A 20,604-nucleotide genomic window follows, 5' to 3' on the forward strand; every position below is an offset into this window, starting at 1 on the left:
TATGGAACTTAAGCGAGTAGTAGTTACAGGTTTAGGAGCGTTAACACCAATTGGTAATACTAAAGACGAGTACTGGAATGGTCTTGTTAATGGTAAAAGCGGTGCTGCGCCTATTACATATTTTGATACCGAAAAATTCAAAACTAACTTTGCTTGCGAGTTAAAAAACTTCGTGGCAACAGATTTTCTTGATAGAAAAGAAGCACGAAAAATGGATAGGTTTACACAGTACGCAATGGTCGCGTCAGACGAGGCTATTGCGGACTCAAACCTTGATTTAGACAAGGTCAACAAACTTAGAGTTGGCGTTGTTTGGGGCGCAGGAATAGGTGGTTTAGAAACATTCCAAAACGAAGTGTTAAATTACGCGAACGGAGATGGAACACCTAGATTTAACCCTTTCTTTATCCCTAAAATGATTGCAGATATTGCTCCAGGTAACATTTCTATAAAAAATGGATTTATGGGACCTAACTACACTACTGTATCTGCTTGCGCATCTTCTGCAAATGCATTAATAGATGCCTTAAACTACATACGTTTAGGTCACTGTGATGTAATTGTAACTGGTGGTAGTGAAGCTGCTGTAACAATCGCAGGAATGGGCGGATTTAATGCTATGCATGCCTTATCTACAAGAAACGAAAGTCCAGAATCAGCATCAAGACCATTTGATGCAACTAGAGATGGATTTGTTTTAGGTGAAGGTGCAGGCGCATTAATATTAGAAGAATATGAACATGCTAAAGCAAGAGGCGCTAAAATATATGCCGAAGTACTTGGTGGAGGATTATCTTCAGACGCGCATCACATGACTGCTCCTCATCCAGATGGAATAGGAGTAATAGCAGTTATGAAAAACTGTCTTGAAAACGCAGGTTTAAAACCAGAAGATGTAGATCATATTAATACTCATGGTACATCTACTCCATTAGGTGATGTAGCCGAGTTAAAAGCAATTAAAGCTGTTTTTGGTGATCATGCTAAGAACATTAATATTAACTCGACTAAATCCATGACAGGCCATTTATTAGGTGCTGCAGGAGCTATAGAAGCTATTGCATCTATTTTGGCAATGGAAAATGGAATTGTACCGCCAACAATTAATCACACTACGGTTGACGAAAACATTGACCCAGAACTAAACCTAACACTTAATACACCTCAAAAAAGAGACATAAAAGTAGCTATGAGTAATACTTTTGGCTTTGGAGGTCACAACGCGTGCGTTTTATTTAAGAAATTAGATTAGTTCTATATCTAAATGAGAAGCCTTAAAAACATATTTAATTCCCGGTCTAAAGACAAAGGGGAATTTTTTACGGCTCTTACCAAAATATTAAACTTTAAGCCAAAGACATTAAAGCACTATAAAACTGCCTTTACGCATCGTTCTATGAACATAAAGAACAGTAAAGGTCACATTGTTAATTACGAAAGATTAGAGTTTTTAGGTGATGCAATGCTTAGTGCCGTAATAGCTCATTATTTGTACACAGAAGTTCCTAGTGGAGATGAAGGCTATCTAACAAAAATGCGATCTAAAGTAGTAAGTAGAGAACATTTAAATGAGCTAGGTAAAGATTTAGGCTTGATAAAATTGGTAAAAAGTAAAATACCAAAAGGTCAGTTTGGAGATAATATTCATGGTAATCTTTTTGAAGCATTAGTAGGAGCAATTTATCTTGATAAAGGATATGCTGCTTGCGAAAAGTTTATCGAAAATAGAATTATAGGTCCCTATATTGATATAGAAAAACTAGAAGGAAAAGTAATAAGTTACAAAAGCTTATTAATAGAATGGTGTCAAAAAGAAAAAAAACATTTTGACTATAATGTTTATGAAGATACCGGTAATAGTGATGTTAAACATTTTTCTGTTAAACTATCCTTAGATCATAAAGTTGTAGCAAAAGCGCGAGCAACATCAAAGAAAAAAGCAGAAGAAAAAGCATCTAAAAGAGCCTATTTTGCATTTCAAAAAGAAATCTCTAAAGCAACAATTTTATAAGCCAATTTAAGCTCAAAATTCCCTAAAACACTACAACGTTTTCGTTATTTTTTCATGTTAAGAATACATAAAACATGCTTAAAATAAGCGTTTATGTACTATATTTACATTTAGTTAACTATTTAAAATGGCTGTTAAAAAATTATTGTTAGACGATTTTTTTGAAGAAGAGCAATACATACTAATAGGTATACACTGTACTTTAGAAGATTATCGATTAGCTTTTTTAATCAACCAAGTTTTAGATATTAGATTAAAACGAAAGCAAGAAGATGTAAAATTTTCTAAAGATAATTCTAGCTTTTCATTGTATGAGTTTAATCAAGAAAAGCAACACATTATTTATTATCTAGTTGCAAATTCTTGTAAGGTAAAGCAAGACCAACAACAGGATATAAACTCGCTGTTTTCTAACGAAGCATTTCTAACAACAAACAAATATTTGTTACCAGAATTTAAAAAAGTTAACTATCTACTAAAAGTAGAAACAGAGTTTCCTTTAAATAAAGAAAAACTCATACTAAACAAACTATTAAAAATACCACAAATTGTTACAGCATATAGTATTGATGTAGACAATTTAAAAACTAAAAACAACTTAATATTCAACTAATGCCAACAAGAAAAAAGACCAAAATAGTTGCAACCTTAGGACCAGCAACAAGTAGTAAAGAGGTATTAAAAGGAATGTTAGACGAAGGCGCTAACGTATTTAGAATTAACTTCTCTCATGCAGATTATAAAGACGTAGAAGAACGCGTACAGATGATACGCGAATTAAACGAAGAGTTTGGTTATAATGCTTCAATATTAGCAGATTTACAAGGACCAAAACTACGTGTTGGAGTAATGAAGCAAGAAGTAATTGTAAATCCAGGAGACCAAATAATATTTGCAACAGGTAAACGCTTTGAAGGAACAAAAGAAAGAGTTTACATGACTTACGATAATTTTCCTCAAGATGCAAAACCAGGAGAACGCATACTTTTAGACGATGGTAAGTTAATATTTGAAGTTGTATCTACAGACAAGAAGAAAGAAGTTGTAGCCAAAGTAATACAAGGTGGACCATTAAAATCTAAAAAAGGAGTAAATCTGCCTAATACCAATATATCTCAACCTGCATTAACAGAAAAAGACGTAGAAGATGCAATTTTTGCATGTAAACTAGGTGTAGATTGGATTGCCTTATCCTTTGTTAGACATGCAGAAGATTTAATGGAGCTTGAAGAATTAATTAAAAAGCATAGCGACCATAAAATCCCAATTATTGCAAAAATAGAAAAACCAGAAGGCGTAGCTAATATTGATAAAATAGTAGCTTATTGTGATGGATTAATGGTTGCACGTGGTGACTTAGGTGTAGAAATCCCTGCAGAAGAAGTACCATTAGTACAAAAGCAACTTGTATTAAGAGCAAAAAAAGCAAGAATACCAGTAATCATAGCAACACAAATGATGGAAACTATGATCAACAGTTTAACACCAACTAGAGCAGAAGTAAACGATGTTGCAAACTCTGTAATGGATGGTGCAGATGCAGTAATGCTTTCTGGAGAAACAAGTGTAGGACAATATCCAGTACAAGTAATTAGACAAATGTCTAACATTATAAAAAGTGTAGAAGGATCTGATTTAATACAAGTACCGCAATCGCCACCACATATTAGAACAAAAAGGTATATAACAAAGTCTATATGTTATCACGCAGCTCATATGGCAAACGAGATTGATGCAAAAGCCATTTCAACATTAACAAATAGTGGTTATACTGCATTCCAAATATCTGCTTGGCGACCAAATGCTCATATTTTAGTCTTTACATCAAACCAACGTATATTAACTCAATTAAGTTTACTTTGGGGCGTAACCGCTTTTTATTACGATAAATACGTAAGTACAGACGAAACTATCGAAGACGTAAACGCTATTGCATGCCAAAAAGGATTTTTAGAAGTAGGCGATATGTTAATAAGTCTTGCAGCGATGCCAATTCAAGATAAAGGAATGGTAAACACATTAAGAGTAACAGAAATTACTAGCTGTAGTTTTTAAACTAATGGCGTTACCCTAAAGGGTCGCGCTTTTCGCAGTCGCTCTTTGCAAGTAGCTCCAACAATGCTACAATCGCTAACGCAAGCCAAATACAGTATTATAATATAAAACCAGTTTTAAAAATAAAGCTGGTTTTTTATTAAAACTTAAACTGTAATTGCACACTTACAGATTGTTTATTTAGTACTTTTTTAGGCTTAGTCTCAGTATTCAAATTAGATAAAGAAATACCTAATAAACGCACAGAATTGTTTAACTTTTCTTGGTATAGTAATTCTTTAGCAGTCTCTAAAATCACCGCTTTATCAGCAAAAAAATAGGGTAAAGTTTTACTTCTAGTTTGTAAGGTAAAATCGCTATACTTTATTTTTAAAGTCACGGTTTTACCCGCAACTTTGTTTTTAGATAATCGTTTAGCAACTTCTTCAGCAATATGATCTAATTTTTCTAGCATAAATATTTCAGAAGATAAGTTTTTACTAAACGTACGTTCTGCAGCTAGACTTTTTCTTATGCGATTTGGTTTAACTTGACTATGCTGTATACCTCTTACAATGTGATAATAGTAAGTGCCAGATTTACCAAAGTTTTGTTCTAGATATTCAATAGTTTTTGATTTTAAATCTTTACCAGTAAAGATGCCTTTTTGGTACATTTTTTCGGCAGTAACTTTACCAATACCATAAAATTTTCTAATATCTAAAGCTTCTAAAAAGTCTAAAACTTCTTCAGGATTAACTGTTTTTTGTCCGTTAGGTTTATTGTAATCGCTAGCAACTTTAGCAACAAATTTGTTAATACTAATTCCAGCAGAAGCTGTTAAACCAACCTCATTATAAATTCGATTTCTAATTTCTTCAGCAATTAAAGATGCGCTAGGATTTCCTTTTTTATTCTCTGTAACATCAAGATACGCTTCATCTAAAGATAACGGTTCTACTAAGTCTGTATAATCTAAAAAAATAGCTCTAATTTTATTAGAAATGGTTTTATATCTATCAAAATCTGATTTTACAAAAATTAATTCAGGACAAAGCTTTTTGGCTAATTGTCCAGACATAGCACTTTTTACTCCAAATTTTCTTGCTTCATAACTTGCTGCGCTAATTACACCTCTAATTCCGCCGCCACCAACAGCAATAGGTTTACCTTTTAGATCAGGATTATCCATTTGCGCTACAGATGCGTAAAATGCATCCATATCTACATGAATAATTTTTCTAATTGGTAAATCACTTGACATGATGTAAATTTATAAATTACAATGTATAATTATGAAAAAATCTATATACCTTTTAATAACTTTAATAGTAGCATTAATAGCTATTTCAACATCATATTTAAAACTTATAGATTGGTTTTATATTTTAAAACCGTTAACAACAGTTTTAATTTTAGTTTTACCAATAATTTATATAAAACCAAAATTAAATAGGTATGCTTTACTAATAATACTTGGCTTGTGTTTTTGTCTTATGGGTGATGTATTATTATTGTTTGAATACTTATTTATATATGGTTTAGTTTCATTTTTAATCGGGCATATTTTGTTTAGTTATGCATTTACTACTATAAACGGTTTTTTATATAATTATAAACCTTTAGTTTTTTTGGTCATCTTTGCAATAGCAATGTTTTATGTGCTAAAAGACAATTTAGGCCAATTATTAATACCAGTTATTTTATATATAGTTTGTATTGTAATAATGGCTTGGCAAGCATTAAATTTATACTTTTTAAAGAGCAGTAATGTTTATAAATGGATTGCTATAGGAGCTATTTTGTTTTTAATTTCTGATGCAGTTTTAGCCTACAATATGTTTGTTGTTAATTTTACTTTTTCAGAAGTAATTATATTGTCAACCTATTGGTCTGCAATAGCTTTTATAGCATTTTCTACATTATATATACCAATTAAGAAATAATATGTCCTCTACGATAGAAATAGAAAGAAAGTTTTTAGTAACATCTACAAGATTTAAAGACTTAGCATTTAAAAAAGAACGCATTACACAAGGTTTTTTAAGTACAGATAAACAACGTACAGTAAGAGTTAGACTAAAAGGAGATCAAGGATTTTTAACAATAAAAGGTCCTTCTACAGAAGACGGATTATCTAGATTTGAATGGGAAAAAAGTATAACTGTACAAGACGCAAAAGATTTACTTAAATTATGTAAAAAAGGCATAATTGATAAAATTAGATATCAAGTAGATGTAGAAGGTTTTATTTTTGAAGTAGATTATTTTTTAAACGATAATGAAGGATTAATCGTAGCCGAAATTGAATTACAAACTGAAAATCAAGAATTTTTTAAGCCCGACTGGTTAGGTGAAGAAGTAACAGGTATCATAAAATATTATAACTCTCAATTAAGTCTAAACCCTTATAAAAACTGGTAATGATGAAGCATATATTCTCTCTAATTACAATATTACTTTTATTTTCTTGTACTACTACTAAGAAAGAAAATGTAGAAGCTAATACAATTAAAATAGATACAACTAGATTAACTTCTAGTCAAATAGAATCAAATTTAAAGGCTAAAGGATTTAAAACCTTTAGTTATGTAGATGAAACTACTAAAGATACAGTTATAATGCAGCAATATTTTATCGCATTTCTAAAATCTGGTTCAAACCGAAATCAAACTGAAGAGGAAGCAAAATTATTGCAGGAGCAACATCTAGCACACTTAGGTAGTATGTATGAACAAGGTTTTGCAGATATTTCTGGACCATTTGGAGATGATGGAGATATAAGAGGAATTACAATTTATAATGTTCCAACACAGCAAATGGCAGATAGTTTAGCAAAGTCCGATCCAATGGTAAAAGCTGGTAGATTAGATATTGAAATTCATCCTTGGTGGGCAGCAAAAGGATTCAAATTGCGCTAAAAAAAGCCTTACTAATTTAGCAAGGCTTTTAATGGTTTAAGTTTTTGGTTGAAAAACTTTTTTTACATATTCTTAGGGTTACCACTAACGATTAAGAATTGGCTTCTTCTGTTAAGTTGGTGTTGTTCTTTACTACAAGGGTTACAGTCTACAGCTGGTTGCGATTCTCCTTTACCAGAAGCAGATATTCTGCTAGCATCAATACCTTTAGATATAATATACTGTCTAGTGGTTTGTGCACGTCTTTCTGATAATCCTTGGTTATAACGATCAGATCCTCTAAAATCTGTGTGTGACGTTGCTTCTATTACCATATCAGGGTATTTGTTCATTACTTGTACTAAGTTATCTAATTCAAACGCTGCTTTTGCAGTGATGTTTGATTTATCAAACTCGAAGTAAATTGGGTTTAATACCACTTCTATTGGTGTAATTATTTCTTCTATTGGTGTTAATGGTACTTCTACTGCGACTTCTTCTTCATTTGTACCTTCTACAGTAACTTTATTACTTTCGTAACCATCCATAGTTACTTGTAATTCTGTATCTGTTTCACATTCTACAATATACTCTACAACACCTTCTGCGTTGGTTGTTTTTGTTGCTAATATGTTTCCATTAGCATCTGCTAAACTTGTTGTTGCTCCTGCTAATACGTCTCCTGTTTTTTCGTCTACTACAGTTCCTGTAATTAACACATCGCATAATGGTTGTAGCTTTTTAATCGCATAGATATCATCATTTCCTTTTCCTCCTTGACGGTTAGATGATATAAATCCTTCGCCTGTTGCTTCGTTCATTCTAAATGCAAAATCGTCTCCGTTACTATTTATTGGAATTCCTGCATTTCGGATTGGTGCCATTTTTCCGTCTATTTCTTTAGTATGGAATACATCCATTCCTCCAAGTCCTAAATGTCCTGTTGACGAAAAGTATAGTGTGTTATTATCACTAATATATGGGAACATTTCTTGTCCTTCTGTGTTTACCTTTTGTCCCATGTTTACTGGCGCTGTTAATGTACCGTCTGTATTTATGGTTGCTTTGTAGATATCAAATTTACCGTATCCTCCTGGCATATCACTAGCGAAGTATATCGTGCTTCCATCTGCACTTACACTTGGGTTTTTTATAGAATAGTTTGGACTGTTTATTGCTAAGGCTTCTACTTTACTAAAATCGTCTCCTGTTTTTGTTGCTTTAAATAGGTGTAGTACACTGTATTTAGTGTTTGACAGACTGTCTTTTTCATATATATCTTCATAAAAGCTTTCTCTAGAGAAGTACATTGTTTTTCCGTCAGGAGAAAAGCTTACGATACCTTCGTGGTATTTAGTGTTTATTTTACCATCTAATAGGTTTTCTCCTTGGTATGTACCATCGTCTGCTACAGTATATTCGTAGATATCTAAAAATGGTTCTTCATTCCATCCGTACTTCTTACGATTGGCGTTTCTTGAGCTTGTTAGGTATAATTTACCATCTTGTAATGTTCCTCCAAAGTCTGATCCTGCAGTATTGATATCTAAGTTTTGTACGTTAAATTTTTTCCCGCGATCTAATATTTTAGATAAATAATCTGGATTGGATTTATACATCATTGCTCTATCATCTGATGGTTGCATAGCTGCAAACTTATCCATTTGTGTATTAGAAGCTTCGTACTTACCGTTTGCTTTTAACATCTCTGAGTACTTGTAATACATCTCGGCTTGATTTGCTCCTGCTTCAAATGCTTTTGCGTACCATTTCTCTGCTGCTTCTGTGCTATAAATATTGTAATTGGCTTCTGCTAATTGACTATACACATAGGCATCTGCTTCTCCTTTTTCTACAATTTTATTGTAGGCTTCTATAGCGTCTACAAATCTGTATTTTGCAAAGAGTTTATCTGCTTTTTGTGTGGCACTGCTTTGTGCTAAACTTATGGTGCTTATTAAGGCACAAACTATAAATAATTGTATATGTTTCATTGTTCTGGTTAGCTTATCTGGTTTAGAAATAACGTGGTGATCTTGATACTTTTCTTGGTAGATTAATATCAAAGTTGATAAAAATCTCATGTGATGAGTTGGTGACTACATCTAATTGAGAGTTTACACTGTCATAGGCATAACCTATTCTTAAGTTTGGTGCTACTAAAAAGTTTATCATTCCGCTAAAAGAATCGTCTAATCTATAGCCTGCGCCTACTTCTACAAAATCATACATAAATAGGTTTAAATTTGCATCGTAAGTCACTGGTGCATTAAAGGCTACCTTTGTCATTACATGTGGCTTAAGCTTGAAGTTTTCTGATAAATCAAATACATAACCTGCTGCTACAAACGCGTGTTGTATTTCTGAGCCTATTTTAAATCCATTAGCATCTAAGTGTACAGATTCTAAAATATTTGGCATCGATGCAGAGATGTAATACTTGTTTGGTTTATAAAAATATAAACCTGCTCCTATGTTTGGTGTAACTTCATTGATGTTTTGTGAATAGAAAGGATCGTTTGGATCGATTAAATCTAATCCTACTAAACCTATATCATGAAAGGTTGCTCCTGCTTTTAAACCAAATGCTAATTTTGTAGATGTTCCTACTGGTAAGGTATAAGAGAAATCTACATAAGCATTTGTCTCGTTTACTGGACCTACTTCGTCACTAATTAAAGAGAGTCCTAAACCTACACGATTACCTACTGGCGAATGAATGGTTAAGGTTCCTGTTGATGGTGCGCCTTCTAATCCTACCCATTGGCTTCTATATAATGCGCCTATTGATACGCCTTCATATGAACCTGCATAGGCTGGATTTACCACATTCATGTTATACATGTATTGTGTGTATTGTGGATCTTGCTGTGCTTGTGCTTGCATTGCAAAGAGCAAAGCGAATAGGATGTATACTTTTTTCATGTGTTATTGTTTACTGTGTTTGGATAGTCACATGTAACAACCAAAATAGCTCTTGCTTTATTGGCTATTTTGGTTGTTTCCATAGTATCTGTTTTGGTTGTGTTTATTATTGATTAGTTGTTTATCTGTTTATGTAAATCCAAGCCGCTTTTTGTTTGCTTCCTTGATATTTCATAATATAGTAATAAGTTCCTACTGGTAACTCGTCTCCATTATTAGATTGTCCATGCCACTCATTAATATAATTGTCTTTTGAGTAGACTAAAGTACCGTAACGGTTATAGATCTCTAAGCGTTGTACATCAAAACTACTTAAATCAAATGTGTCGTTTTTACCATCTTTTAATCCTGGTGATATCCCTTGTGGTATAACGCAACTCTCTAACTCTTCTACTAATACTTCAGCGGTGTTTGAACATCCTGTATCGGTAAAAGTAACCTCTATTGTATAAACTCCTGCGGTTAATACGGTATCTAAATCTAAACTTGTAGCGCCTGAAATTACTGTATCGTATTGATCATACCACACTACACTTACTTCACTTGATGTGTAATTATCAGGTATTGCTGTTACTGTAATTGGTACTGTAGCGTTTGGACATACCTCGTAAACTACATCTCCAAATGTGGTCTCTGGTTGTATACCAAAATATAATTCAAACATGGTAGTTTCAAAACAACCTTCAGTGGTTTCTGCTCTAACGTATATTGTAGTTGCAGCAGATTGATAAATTGTTGGATTTGTAATAGCGTTTGTACTAGTTTCGGCGTCAGTTTCATCTAAATAATAACTAAAACTTAAATCTGTTAGACCATTAGCTATTAAGTCTTCATTAAGTGTTAAGTCATATTCTGCTATTCCGTCATCATCGTTATCACAACCTAAAATACTATCAGGCGTACCTAATACAGGTTTTGGTGCTAAATCTAACTCGAAGCTATCCACAGTATAACATCCTGTGATATCATCTGTTAATCTAATATAGATTGTTGTTGGTGCTGACGTGTAAGTTGTAAGATTAGAAATTTGAGAAACTTGATCTATTGCATCTTGTTCTGTTTCAAAATATTCTAGTGTTACATCAGTTTGTGTTCCTAAGATATCATCTTCATTTTGAGTTATATCAAAAGTGGTAATTCCAGAATTGTCAACATCACATTCGTAAATTGTTGGTATATCACCAACTACAATTTCTGGATTAGGATAAAACTCTACTAAGATTTCATCAGAATAGAAACATGCAGCATTTACTCCATCAAAAGTTATGTCTACTTGATATGTTCCAGGAGTAGTTATATCTAAGGATGGTGCATTTTCTCCAGGAATTGGTTCTGTAATTCCATTATCTACAGTGTACCAAGTAATTGTAGCGTTTGTTGGTGGTGCAATACCTAAATCTAACGTTACAGTATTACCTTCACATGTTGCTGTTCCATCACTTATTAATATATCATTACCTAAATCTATTGTACCAATATCAAAACTACTTGCTTCTAGGAATACAGCTGAATTAAATGAAGAATCATTATCGTCTGCAATAACTAGTTTTATTCTGTAAGGATTATTTGGTGTAACAGTAGATGAAGCTGTTAATGGTACAGTTCTTCCTCTAAAGTTTATTGGGTTTGCTATAGGATTAGATCCAATTCCGTTAGGATAATCAAATATATCTGTATAAGTATCAAATAATGTTGGATTTACAGATGCACAGTTACCATTGTATTGATTATCTCTAATAGTAAATACTGATACAGGATCTGATGTACCAGGAACCAGTGCTATATTTGTTGTAATTCCAGTAGTTAAATCTGTAAGTAAGAAAGCAAAAGCATCTGAAAAACCACATTGGAATGTTCCATATTCTTCTGAAGCAAAAATGAAGTTAAATGACATTTGGTTTATTAACGGTGTAAAATCAAATTCAATTATTGTTGCATCATTTGTTGTACCAGGATCTATTGCAGGGAATTGATTTTCTAGATCTGCATCACCTGCCCAACCGCCACTTCCTTGTGTTCCGGTTTCTGGACCAGGAGCTTCTGTAGCGTCACCAGTTACCATAACAATTCCTTCTTGGAATGGGAATGAAGACCCATTAGCTTCAAAATACCCTATACCATTTTCTTGTCCAAAATCTGTACCTGTAGACCACGTTATGTTATTTACAATTGCACATGGTGAATTAACTAGTACATCTGTAACTAATTCTGGAACAGTATATTGCGTAGTGTTAACAGAAATTGGAGGCGGAATAGTAAATACACATAAATCAAAGTTTACATCTTGAAATGCTATATTTCCATCTGTGTAAACTCTAATATAATACGTTGTACCAATTGTTAATCCGTTTGCTATACTAGAATTTGCTGCCTCACAATATAAGTTTGTTAAACTATTACAATCTGTTCCTACATATAAGGCGTGATTTAAATTAATTGTATCTCCAATTATATTGCTAATATCAATACCGTGATCTGTTGCACTTGCAGTAAATTGAAACCAAACATCGTCATTAGCTGTTCCAAAACAAGTATTTGCTTGAGAAGAAGCAGTAGCTCCAAAAAGTGTAGCATTGGTTATGTTAGTACAATTTTCATCTAAATTAGGTGTTACTATTGTTGCATTTGAACATTCGTCATTAGCAGGTGGACAAACAGGTACGTTTAAAACGCTGCTTGTAACTATACAATTACTATCATCTGTATTGGCAACAGTTACAATAACATCTGTATTAAGAGGGAAAGGTCCAATTTGATATGTACCTGTACCCATTACAACAGTTGGAGTACTTCCAGGATAATCGTTAGATATTGTTAATGAGTTAGAGTCTCCAGCATCTGTAACATTAACGTCAATAAAAAACTCACTATTACCATTACTACAATTCGTAACTGTATTAAAGTCTACAACTTGGTATACACAAGTAGCGCAACTTACAGTAACATCTAGTGGTGTATAACCTTGTGATCCACAATCAAAGATACCATCTGCTTGAACTTGGAAAGAAATTGAAGATCCTGTAGATTGATATGTTATACCACTTACGTCACCATTGTTTCCATAAGGTGTTGCAGCGTTTAAGTCTGTTATACCGTCTGAATCCAATACGATTAATTCATCCCAATTCTGTTCTACTTGACCTGCATTAAATGTAATATTTAAAGGTGTTGTACCGTCAGAACTTGTAAATGTAAAGACATTTGTATCATTGTTTACGTAGCAGTAGTTTAAAGTTTGTGGTCCACCATTTGTACAATCTAAAACAAAGTTTGTTTGTACTGTAGTAGAAAAACTAATTGGTCCAGCCCAAACACTTGTGTTTGCTCCACAAATGGCTTGTACATAAACTTCATAGTCTGTTAGTGGTGATAAACCAGATTCTGTTAGAGTTGTTGTTCCAACTGTTGTTCCTGATGTTGGCACGCCAGTTCCTGCAGGTTGTACAACGTAATTCCACTGTGATTCTGATCCACTTGGTGTCCAAGAAATATCTGCAGAATCATGTGTAATTCCAGCTATTGTAATATTACTTGGTGCAACACAAAAGTTACCACAAGTTTCAACTCGTACTTGATCTATAGACATGTCTCCTTCCCAAGTAGCTCCAGTACCAACATAGCTAAATTCTATATATATCACTTGACCTAAATAAGCATCTAAGTTAATTCCAATAGGAACCCAAGGATCTGAAGCAGAAGTTTGATATTCTCCAATCCAAGTATATTCTGTAGTAAATGGTCCTGTTGCTGATGTACTAACACCAACATTTAAAGTTCCCATATCTACACCATAAGCATGCATGTAAAAAGATAATTCTGCACCATCTACAGCTGTAGATAAATCTATAGCAGGAGTAATAGCAGACGCAACATTTGTGGTGTTACCAGAAGCTTCATATTCTAAATGTGTACCAGCATTTCCATCCCAAGTCACATCTGGTCCTGTACCAGTTGAGTTACTTGAAGGAATTGTAATATCCCAATTTCCGTTAGAATCTGCAAAGGTAGTTCCTGTCCATCCAGTTGGAACGTAGTTAGTATCATTACCAAAATCTTCTGTAAAGATAAACGTAGAAGATCCACTAGAACAAGTGACACCAACTGGTGCTGGTGGCGGAGTATTTGCAGTTGTAAAATTAATTGGTCCTGCCCAAACACTTAAACCATTACCGCAATCGGCTAATACATAAACCTCATAATCTGTGCTTGGGTTAAGCATTGTTGCTGTGTATGGGTTTGAACTTATTGAAGTTCCAGAGGTTGGTGTACCAGTTCCTGCTAATTGAACAGCTATTTGCCAGTCTGTTTCACCATTATTTGCAGTCCAAGAAATATCTGCTGTTGTATCTGTAAATGCATCTACAGATAATCCTGTTGGTGCAACACAAAAGTTACCACAGGTTTCAACTCTTACTTGGTCTATAGACATATCACCTTCCCAAGTATCTCCAGTACCAACATAGCTAAATTCTATATATATTACTTGACCTAAATAAGCATCTAAATTTATTCCAACAGGAACCCAAGGATCTGTTGCAGAAGTTTGATATTCTCCAATCCAAGTATATTCTGTAGTAAATGGTCCTGTTGCTGATGTACTAACACCAACATTTAAAGTTCCCATATTAGATCCAAAAGCATGCATATAGAAAGATAATTCTGCACCATCTACAGCTGTAGATAAATCTATTGCAGGAGTTATAGCAGAAGCAACATTTGTAGTATTACCTGAAGCTTCATATTCTAAATGTGTACCAGTATTTCCATCCCAAGTTACATCAGGTCCTGTACCTGTTGAGTTACTTGAAGGTGTTGTAATATCCCAATTTCCGTTAGAATCTGCAAAAGTAGTTCCTGTCCATCCAGTAGGAACATAGTTGGTATCATTACCAAAATCTTCAGTAAAGATAAAGGTAGAAGATCCACTAGAACAAGTGACACCAACTGGTGCAGGTGGAGGTAAATTATCTGTAGTAAAAGTTACAGGTCCTACCCAAATACTGTAATCTCCATTTCCGCAATTTGCTCTAATGTAAGCTTCGTAAGAAGTTGCTGGAGAAAGAGTATTATCTGTATAAGGAGCATTAGACGTTGTAGGTGTACCAGATCCTGAAGGAAATCCTGTTCCGCTAGGTTGCACAATTACTTCCCAATCAGATTCTGTGCCTCCTAATGTCCAAGACAGATTTACTGAATTTGTTGTTACTGAGTCTACAGTAAGCCCTGTTGGATTTGGACAAGTAGAGTTGTAAATAATTACATTATCTATCATCCAATACCATGCCCATACATCACCATCGTTATATACAAATCTAACTTGCATATTTGCATTAGCATATGCAGTAATGTCTATGTGTTGTTGATCTGGATTTGCAAAACTACCTGCATCTGCAGTTTGGTTTAAGACTTCAACCCAGTTGGTTCCGTCGTAGACTTCAATAATTGCTGAATCTGCACCTATATTGTTATAATATTGGTCAAAATCTAAAAATAAATTTGTTGCAGCAGAAGCATCAAATACTGGAGTAGTTAACGTTTCTATAAGTAATGTACCATTACCATTTGCATCACTATCTACAAGAGCACCGTTAGTACCGTTAAGGCTGTTAAAGCCACCTTGCAAGGCAGAAGCCCAAGAGTCTCCCGTAGCTCCACCAGCATCTGTGATTGTCCAAGTAGCTGGAATCGATGTGTCAAAGCTTTCTTGAACATAAGTTTGAGAATTAGCTTGAATAATTATACCTAAAAAAAGTAAAATTATTAATGTAGTTTTTTTCATAGGGAATGAGGTTGTTGTGTTAGTTTAACTTAAAAAAAACTATCCAAAATTGATAGTTTGGATATTTAAAGGTATACTTTCTGTTTATATTAACTTACGACAGATAGATATAATGCTTTTTTTTTCGATGAAATGTTAAACTTACACTAAAACCTTGTTGAATTTTCTGTGTATTTCTGAAATTAATGAGAAAAATCTACGTTTTTTTTGATTTCATTACCAAATTCATCTGTGACAGTAATTGTATAATTCCCTTGTTTTGGTTTCATAGCTATGTGATGAAGATTTTTTGTTTTTCCTATATATTTGTTGTTTAAATACCAATATAAAGTGGTTTCTGGAATAGAATGTGTGACTTTTAAAACAACTTCATTTTTAATTTGATTAAAATCTTTTGGTAAGAATATTTTATTATTGTTATTAGGATAAATAAATTCCATTTGTTGTTTTTTTTGCTCAAAACAACCTGGTTTAAATGGTGGTAATGGCTTGTAAAACGGATGTTTTTTCTTGTAATAGTGAGCCATTAAAGGCGGTAAAATAAACCATGATGTAGTGGTTATATTTTGAGAAGTTTCACAAGTCGAATTTACTCTGTAAAGCTTATTTTTATCCAAATGAATTAATTTATGATAAGGACAAGCCGAAGTCTTTAAGCCGCTTTTTTGTACATATGTTTTTGAAGTGTTTTTACAATTTAAAGAAGCGCGATAACCACTTATATTACAGATGTTAATTTGAGTCATTTCATCAAAAGGTTGATTAAACCAATTGCTTTTAGGTAATAGATCAAAAACATTAAACAATATTGGAGCTGCTGTTTGAACTCCAACCAATCCTGGTCTGCCTTCTCCATCTGCATTACCTACCCAAACACCAACTACGTAATCTCTGGTTGTGCCTATTGCCCAAGCATCTCTAAAGCCATAACTAGTTCCTGTTTTCCATGCGATTTCTTTAGAACTATCAAAAAACTCCCAGTTGTCTTCGCCTTCAGGACGATTTACTTCTTTTAAACTTTGATAAGTATGGTAAATTGAAGCAGCATCAAACAATGTTTTTTCTGATGATCTAGCTCCAAAGTCTATAATTTCGTCTTCAATAAATGTAGGTTCACAAAATTCATTTTTAAAATACTCACTTGATGTTTGTGTATAATGATTTAATGTTGAAGACATTGCTGCGTAGTTTTTACATAAGTCCCAAAGATTACTTTCTGCGCCGCCAAGAACTAGTGATAATCCATAGTGATTTGCGTTATATTTTATATCTCTTAATTTTAATTTTTTTAAATAATGATGAAATCTATCTAATCCAAATTGATTTAGCATCCTTACTGCTGGTACATTTAACGATCTAGAAAGTGCTTGTTTTGCAGATACTGCACCATCAAATTCTTTATTAAAATTTTGTGGTTCGTAATCTCCAAATTGCGTTGGTACATCTGGAATTAAAGTACTAGGTAAAATGTCACCAGCGTCTAACATTGCTGTATATAAAAAGGGTTTTAAAATACTTCCAGTGCTACGCGGTTTATCTATAATGTTTACAAAATTTTGATGTTTATTGTCTGTTGGAGAATTACCTACGTAGGTTAGTACTTTACGGGTTTTAACATCTAAAACTAATACTGCGATATTATAAATTTCGTTTTGTTTTAAAAGGTTGTAATGGTTAAATACAATGTTGTTTGTTTGTTCTTGTAGATGTTTATTTATACTAGTTTTAATTAATTGTCCCTTATGTTTTTTGGATATATGTTGAAGTAAATGTGGCGCAATTTGAGGTAAAGGATAAGGTTTTATAGGTAAATTTTCTGCAATAGATAATTGGTAAGTTAAACTATCTATTGTTTTTTGATCTAATAGTTTTTTTAGTAACCTATTTCTTTTAGCTAGTAAGCTTTGCTGATTTTTTCCCGGATAAATCAAACTTGGCGCATTTGGTAGGACAGCTAAAGTCGCACTTTCTGACCATGATAAGTCTTTAGCATTTCTATTAAAATATCTCCATGAAGCAGCGTCTATTCCAACAACGTTTCCGCCAAAAGGTGCATGACTACTGTATAATGCTAAAATATCTTCTTTATTATATCTTAGCTCTAATCTAGTTGCTAATATTATTTCTTTAAATTTTTCCCAGTAAGTTCTTTGTTTACCTTGCCTAGATAATCGTATAACTTGCTGAGTAATTGTACTACCTCCACGTTTTATTTGTCCAGAATTATAATTTTCTTTAAAAGCTTTAATGATAGAAATTGGATTAAATCCAGGATGTTTATAAAAGTACTCATCTTCAAAAGCTAGAATACAAGCTTTAAATTTATCAGGAATCACTTTATTTTCAGGGAATCTCCATTGACCATCGTCTGCAATTTTTGCTCCTAGCAATAAATTATTTTTACTTGTTATAACTGTAGAAGTTGGAGCTGTAAATAATACTTTTGGTAAACAAAAGTAGTACGCCAAACAAATTATTAAAGCAGCTATTAGCTTCTTTTTATTGTGCTTTACAATTTTTTTAAATCTTTGCATGTATGGCAGTACTATTAGTAAGTGAAAATACGGATTTAACACTTAATTGTGCAATTAATTTCTATATTTAAAACGTGAAACAAATTAGAATCTTTCTTAAAACATTTATAATTTTTGGATTTCTTTTAACAGCCAATTTATCTGTCGCACAATTAGGTTTTTGTACAGGTAATTCTGGAGATCCTATTTTTATAGAAACTTTTGGTTCTGGAACAACTCAAGGTCCAGCATTACCAACAGGCACAACATCTTATACGTTTACAAGTGGTTCTCCTAACGATGGTTTTTATACCGTTTCTAGCACAACTTCGTTTTTTGATTGGCATAACGTTGGTGATCATACTGGCGATACTAACGGAAAATGTCTAGTGGTAAATGCCGATTTTACTGCTGGCGAATTTTATCGCACAACAATTTCTGGATTATGTGAAAATACGTCTTATGAGTTTTCCGCATTCTTAATAAATCTTCTTCCAGCTTCTGGTTGTGGCGGATCTGGCATACCAATTAATGTAGGTTTTGAAATTTGGGACGATACAGATACTACTCTTTTGGCAAGTGGTGATACAGGTTCTATTAACGGAACTTCTTCTCCAAATTGGGAGCAATATGGATTGGTGTTTCAAACACTTCCATCTCAAACTTCCATTATTTTAAAAATGAGGAATAATGGTGTTGGTGGTTGTGGAAACGATCTAGCTATAGACGATATTGTTTTTAAATCTTGTGGAGATAATGTTGTGGTACAGGACAATGCTAACCAAGATCAGCTTTATATATGTGATACAGATACTCCTTATAATTTAACTTTACAAGCTAATCCAGATAATTCTATATACAATACACATGCATACCAGTGGGAAATGTCTTTAGATGCAACGACATGGTCACCAATTACAGGAGAAAATAATCAAACATTAAATACTACAGTAACACAGTCTTCTTTTTACAGAGTTAAAGTTGCTGAAGATGCTATTAATCTTGCAAATAATTTATGTAATGTCATCTCTGATGTGTTTTTTGTAGAAGTAATTTCGACACCAAATAACGCTGTAAGTAATGGTGATGTAACAGTTTGTGAAGATGAAGAATTACCACTTGAAGTTACCGTGCCTGTAGGAGTAACAGTAAATTGGTATGATGCTGCAATAGGCGGAAATTTACTTCAAGAAAACAGCACTACGTTTTTACCTTTACAAGAAGGAACATATTACGCGCAAGCCATATCTATAAATGGTGATTGTCAATCTGTAAATCGTACACCAGTCACTATAACATATGCTTCGCAACCATTAGTTAATGATGAAGTAATTTATTTTTGTCAAAATGAAAGTATTATTTTAAGCGCTAACATAGATAATATGATGTACTCTTGGAGTACTGGCGAATCTACTAAAGAAATTACCACGTCTTCTCCTGGAAATTTTACTGTAGTAGTTACAAATAGTCAAGGTTGTTCGTCTATTAGAACAATTGAAGTGATTGAAATTAATCCTCCATTAATTACTAATGTGTTTTCAGATGAAAATGATTTAATTGTAGAAACGCTTTATAATGGTAATTTTTCTTATTCTATAGACGGAATTAATTATCAAAATTCACCAGTGTTTCAAAATTTAGAAGGTGGACGATATACTATTTATGTTAGAGAAAATTCTAATTGTGGTATAGATACAAAGACATTTATACATTTTGTAATTCCTAAATATTTTACGCCTAATAACGATACATTTAATGATACTTGGTCTTTAAAAGGTATCGAATTTTATGCCTCTTCTGAAGTGCAAATTTTTGATAGATATGGTAAGCTTTTGTTTTACCGAAAAAATAAACCAGTAGCTTGGAATGGTACTTTTAACAAGAAATTATTACCAACATCAGATTATTGGTATATTATAACAATCGAGTCCCAAAAAATGGTAGGTCATTTTACCCTTAAGCGTTAATTAATACTATTAATATAACTTTTAAGATCATCAATTTTTTGACTTCCAATAAGTAGTTTTTTACCGTTTTTTAGTTCTAAAGCTAAACCCATGTTTCCTTTAATATTATAAACAGTTCCGTAATTGGTCCATAACCTAATTCCCCAACCGCCAACAAAACCATAATTTACAATGTTGGCAGATTTTACTTCAGACCATTTTATTGTTTTATTAATTAAAGGATAAAACTTAATATTAATGTTTTGTTCATCTATTTTGGTACGTAATTGTATAATTCTAAAAAAAATAATAAACGCAAATATTACAACAGTAAACACTATTAGTCCAACATTAGACATTGGATTATCACCAAAAGGTTTACCTAAAATTATCTGCTTGTAAATACCTATTATAGGTATTATCCCAATACTAATTAAGATAAGCCAAAGCCACCATTGTGTAAATTTTTGCTTTTCTGTGAATTGTGTTTTCATAT

General features: G+C 32.9%; 14 protein-coding genes. 8 read left to right on the plus strand and 6 right to left on the minus strand.

The genetic code is table 11. From position 1 onward, the window contains the following. The first annotated feature begins 1 nt into the window (after position 1). The 4 genes from fabF to pyk all read left to right on the plus strand — a co-directional run bounded on the left by fabF (position 2) and on the right by pyk (position 4,066). Positions 2–1,252 (plus strand): beta-ketoacyl-ACP synthase II, encoded by a 1,251-nt coding sequence (fabF, locus tag IFB02_RS06085; RefSeq protein ID WP_106688164.1) that lies wholly within the window; start codon positions 2–4, stop codon positions 1,250–1,252. 12 nt (positions 1,253–1,264) lie between these two features. After that, complete coding sequence (rnc, locus tag IFB02_RS06090; RefSeq protein ID WP_106688165.1) at positions 1,265–2,011, plus strand: ribonuclease III; 747 nt, start codon at positions 1,265–1,267, stop codon at positions 2,009–2,011. Positions 2,012–2,138: 127 nt separating this feature from the next. After that, a complete protein-coding gene (locus IFB02_RS06095) occupies positions 2,139–2,624 on the plus strand; it encodes an IPExxxVDY family protein (protein WP_106688166.1) in 486 nt (161 codons plus the stop codon). Further along, positions 2,624–4,066, plus strand: coding sequence for a pyruvate kinase (gene pyk / locus IFB02_RS06100; RefSeq protein ID WP_106688167.1), 1,443 nt, complete (start codon positions 2,624–2,626; stop codon positions 4,064–4,066). The genes IFB02_RS06095 and pyk overlap by 1 nt, the downstream gene beginning before the upstream one ends. Before the next feature lie 139 nt (positions 4,067–4,205). On the opposite strand, the gene dinB is transcribed toward pyk, so the two are convergent. Next, positions 4,206–5,309, minus strand: a complete 1,104-nt coding sequence (gene dinB, locus IFB02_RS06105; protein ID WP_106688168.1) for a DNA polymerase IV — start codon at positions 5,307–5,309, stop codon at positions 4,206–4,208. A 31-nt stretch (positions 5,310–5,340) separates the two neighbouring features. On the opposite strand from dinB, the gene IFB02_RS06110 reads away from it, so the two are divergent. The 3 genes from IFB02_RS06110 to IFB02_RS06120 are packed head-to-tail and all read left to right on the plus strand — an operon-like array spanning position 5,341 to position 6,966. After that, positions 5,341–5,991 (plus strand): lysoplasmalogenase, encoded by a 651-nt coding sequence (locus tag IFB02_RS06110; RefSeq protein WP_106688169.1) that lies wholly within the window; start codon positions 5,341–5,343, stop codon positions 5,989–5,991. A gap of 1 nt (position 5,992) precedes the next feature. Further along, positions 5,993–6,469: a CYTH domain-containing protein gene (locus tag IFB02_RS06115; protein ID WP_106688170.1), complete on the plus strand. Its 477-nt coding sequence runs from the start codon at positions 5,993–5,995 to the stop codon at positions 6,467–6,469. Positions 6,470–6,471: 2 nt separating this feature from the next. Continuing rightward, the gene (locus tag IFB02_RS06120) at positions 6,472–6,966 is read left to right on the plus strand and encodes a YciI family protein (protein ID WP_106688171.1); all 495 of its coding nucleotides are present in this window, start codon (positions 6,472–6,474) and stop codon (positions 6,964–6,966) included. Positions 6,967–7,028: 62 nt separating this feature from the next. On the opposite strand, the gene IFB02_RS14015 is transcribed toward IFB02_RS06120, so the two are convergent. The 4 genes from IFB02_RS14015 to pbpC all read right to left on the minus strand — a co-directional run bounded on the left by IFB02_RS14015 (position 7,029) and on the right by pbpC (position 18,183). Then, the gene (locus IFB02_RS14015) at positions 7,029–9,029 is read right to left on the minus strand and encodes an OmpA family protein (protein WP_270005553.1); all 2,001 of its coding nucleotides are present in this window, start codon (positions 9,027–9,029) and stop codon (positions 7,029–7,031) included. Then, positions 8,962–9,870 (minus strand): PorP/SprF family type IX secretion system membrane protein, encoded by a 909-nt coding sequence (locus tag IFB02_RS06130; protein WP_106686723.1) that lies wholly within the window; start codon positions 9,868–9,870, stop codon positions 8,962–8,964. The genes IFB02_RS14015 and IFB02_RS06130 overlap by 68 nt, the downstream gene beginning before the upstream one ends. A 121-nt stretch (positions 9,871–9,991) precedes the next feature. Then, complete coding sequence (locus IFB02_RS06135) at positions 9,992–15,649, minus strand: choice-of-anchor L domain-containing protein (protein WP_165569188.1); 5,658 nt, start codon at positions 15,647–15,649, stop codon at positions 9,992–9,994. Positions 15,650–15,831: 182 nt separating this feature from the next. Next, a complete protein-coding gene (gene pbpC, locus IFB02_RS06140; protein WP_106687596.1) occupies positions 15,832–18,183 on the minus strand; it encodes a penicillin-binding protein 1C in 2,352 nt (783 codons plus the stop codon). Positions 18,184–18,257: 74 nt separating this feature from the next. On the opposite strand from pbpC, the gene IFB02_RS06145 reads away from it, so the two are divergent. Then, complete coding sequence (locus tag IFB02_RS06145; protein WP_106687595.1) at positions 18,258–20,129, plus strand: T9SS type B sorting domain-containing protein; 1,872 nt, start codon at positions 18,258–18,260, stop codon at positions 20,127–20,129. Here IFB02_RS06145 and IFB02_RS06150 read toward each other — a convergent pair. Next, on the minus strand, positions 20,126–20,602 hold the full coding sequence (locus IFB02_RS06150; protein ID WP_106687594.1) for a phosphoethanolamine transferase domain-containing protein: 477 nt from the start codon (positions 20,600–20,602) through the stop codon (positions 20,126–20,128). The two genes, IFB02_RS06145 and IFB02_RS06150, sit on opposite strands and share 4 nt — an antisense overlap. Between the last annotated feature and the right edge of the window lie 2 nt (positions 20,603–20,604).

It is taken from the genome of Mesoflavibacter profundi, assembly GCF_014764305.1.
In the GTDB taxonomy this organism is placed as follows: domain Bacteria; phylum Bacteroidota; class Bacteroidia; order Flavobacteriales; family Flavobacteriaceae; genus Mesoflavibacter; species Mesoflavibacter profundi.

Bases quoted from the DNA above. Each gene is read 5' to 3' on its own strand.
- fabF (WP_106688164.1), top strand. From the start codon at position 2: ATGGAACTTAAGCGAGTAGTAGTTACAGGTTTAGGAGCGTTAACACCA.
- rnc (WP_106688165.1), top strand. From the start codon at position 1,265: ATGAGAAGCCTTAAAAACATATTTAATTCCCGGTCTAAAGACAAAGGG.
- IFB02_RS06095 (WP_106688166.1), top strand. From the start codon at position 2,139: ATGGCTGTTAAAAAATTATTGTTAGACGATTTTTTTGAAGAAGAGCAA.
- pyk (WP_106688167.1), top strand. From the start codon at position 2,624: ATGCCAACAAGAAAAAAGACCAAAATAGTTGCAACCTTAGGACCAGCA.
- dinB (WP_106688168.1), bottom strand. From the start codon at position 5,309: ATGTCAAGTGATTTACCAATTAGAAAAATTATTCATGTAGATATGGAT.
- IFB02_RS06110 (WP_106688169.1), top strand. From the start codon at position 5,341: ATGAAAAAATCTATATACCTTTTAATAACTTTAATAGTAGCATTAATA.
- IFB02_RS06115 (WP_106688170.1), top strand. From the start codon at position 5,993: ATGTCCTCTACGATAGAAATAGAAAGAAAGTTTTTAGTAACATCTACA.
- IFB02_RS06120 (WP_106688171.1), top strand. From the start codon at position 6,472: ATGAAGCATATATTCTCTCTAATTACAATATTACTTTTATTTTCTTGT.
- IFB02_RS14015 (WP_270005553.1), bottom strand. From the start codon at position 9,029: ATGAGATTTTTATCAACTTTGATATTAATCTACCAAGAAAAGTATCAA.
- IFB02_RS06130 (WP_106686723.1), bottom strand. From the start codon at position 9,870: ATGAAAAAAGTATACATCCTATTCGCTTTGCTCTTTGCAATGCAAGCA.
- IFB02_RS06135 (WP_165569188.1), bottom strand. From the start codon at position 15,649: ATGAAAAAAACTACATTAATAATTTTACTTTTTTTAGGTATAATTATT.
- pbpC (WP_106687596.1), bottom strand. From the start codon at position 18,183: ATGCAAAGATTTAAAAAAATTGTAAAGCACAATAAAAAGAAGCTAATA.
- IFB02_RS06150 (WP_106687594.1), bottom strand. From the start codon at position 20,602: ATGAAAACACAATTCACAGAAAAGCAAAAATTTACACAATGGTGGCTT.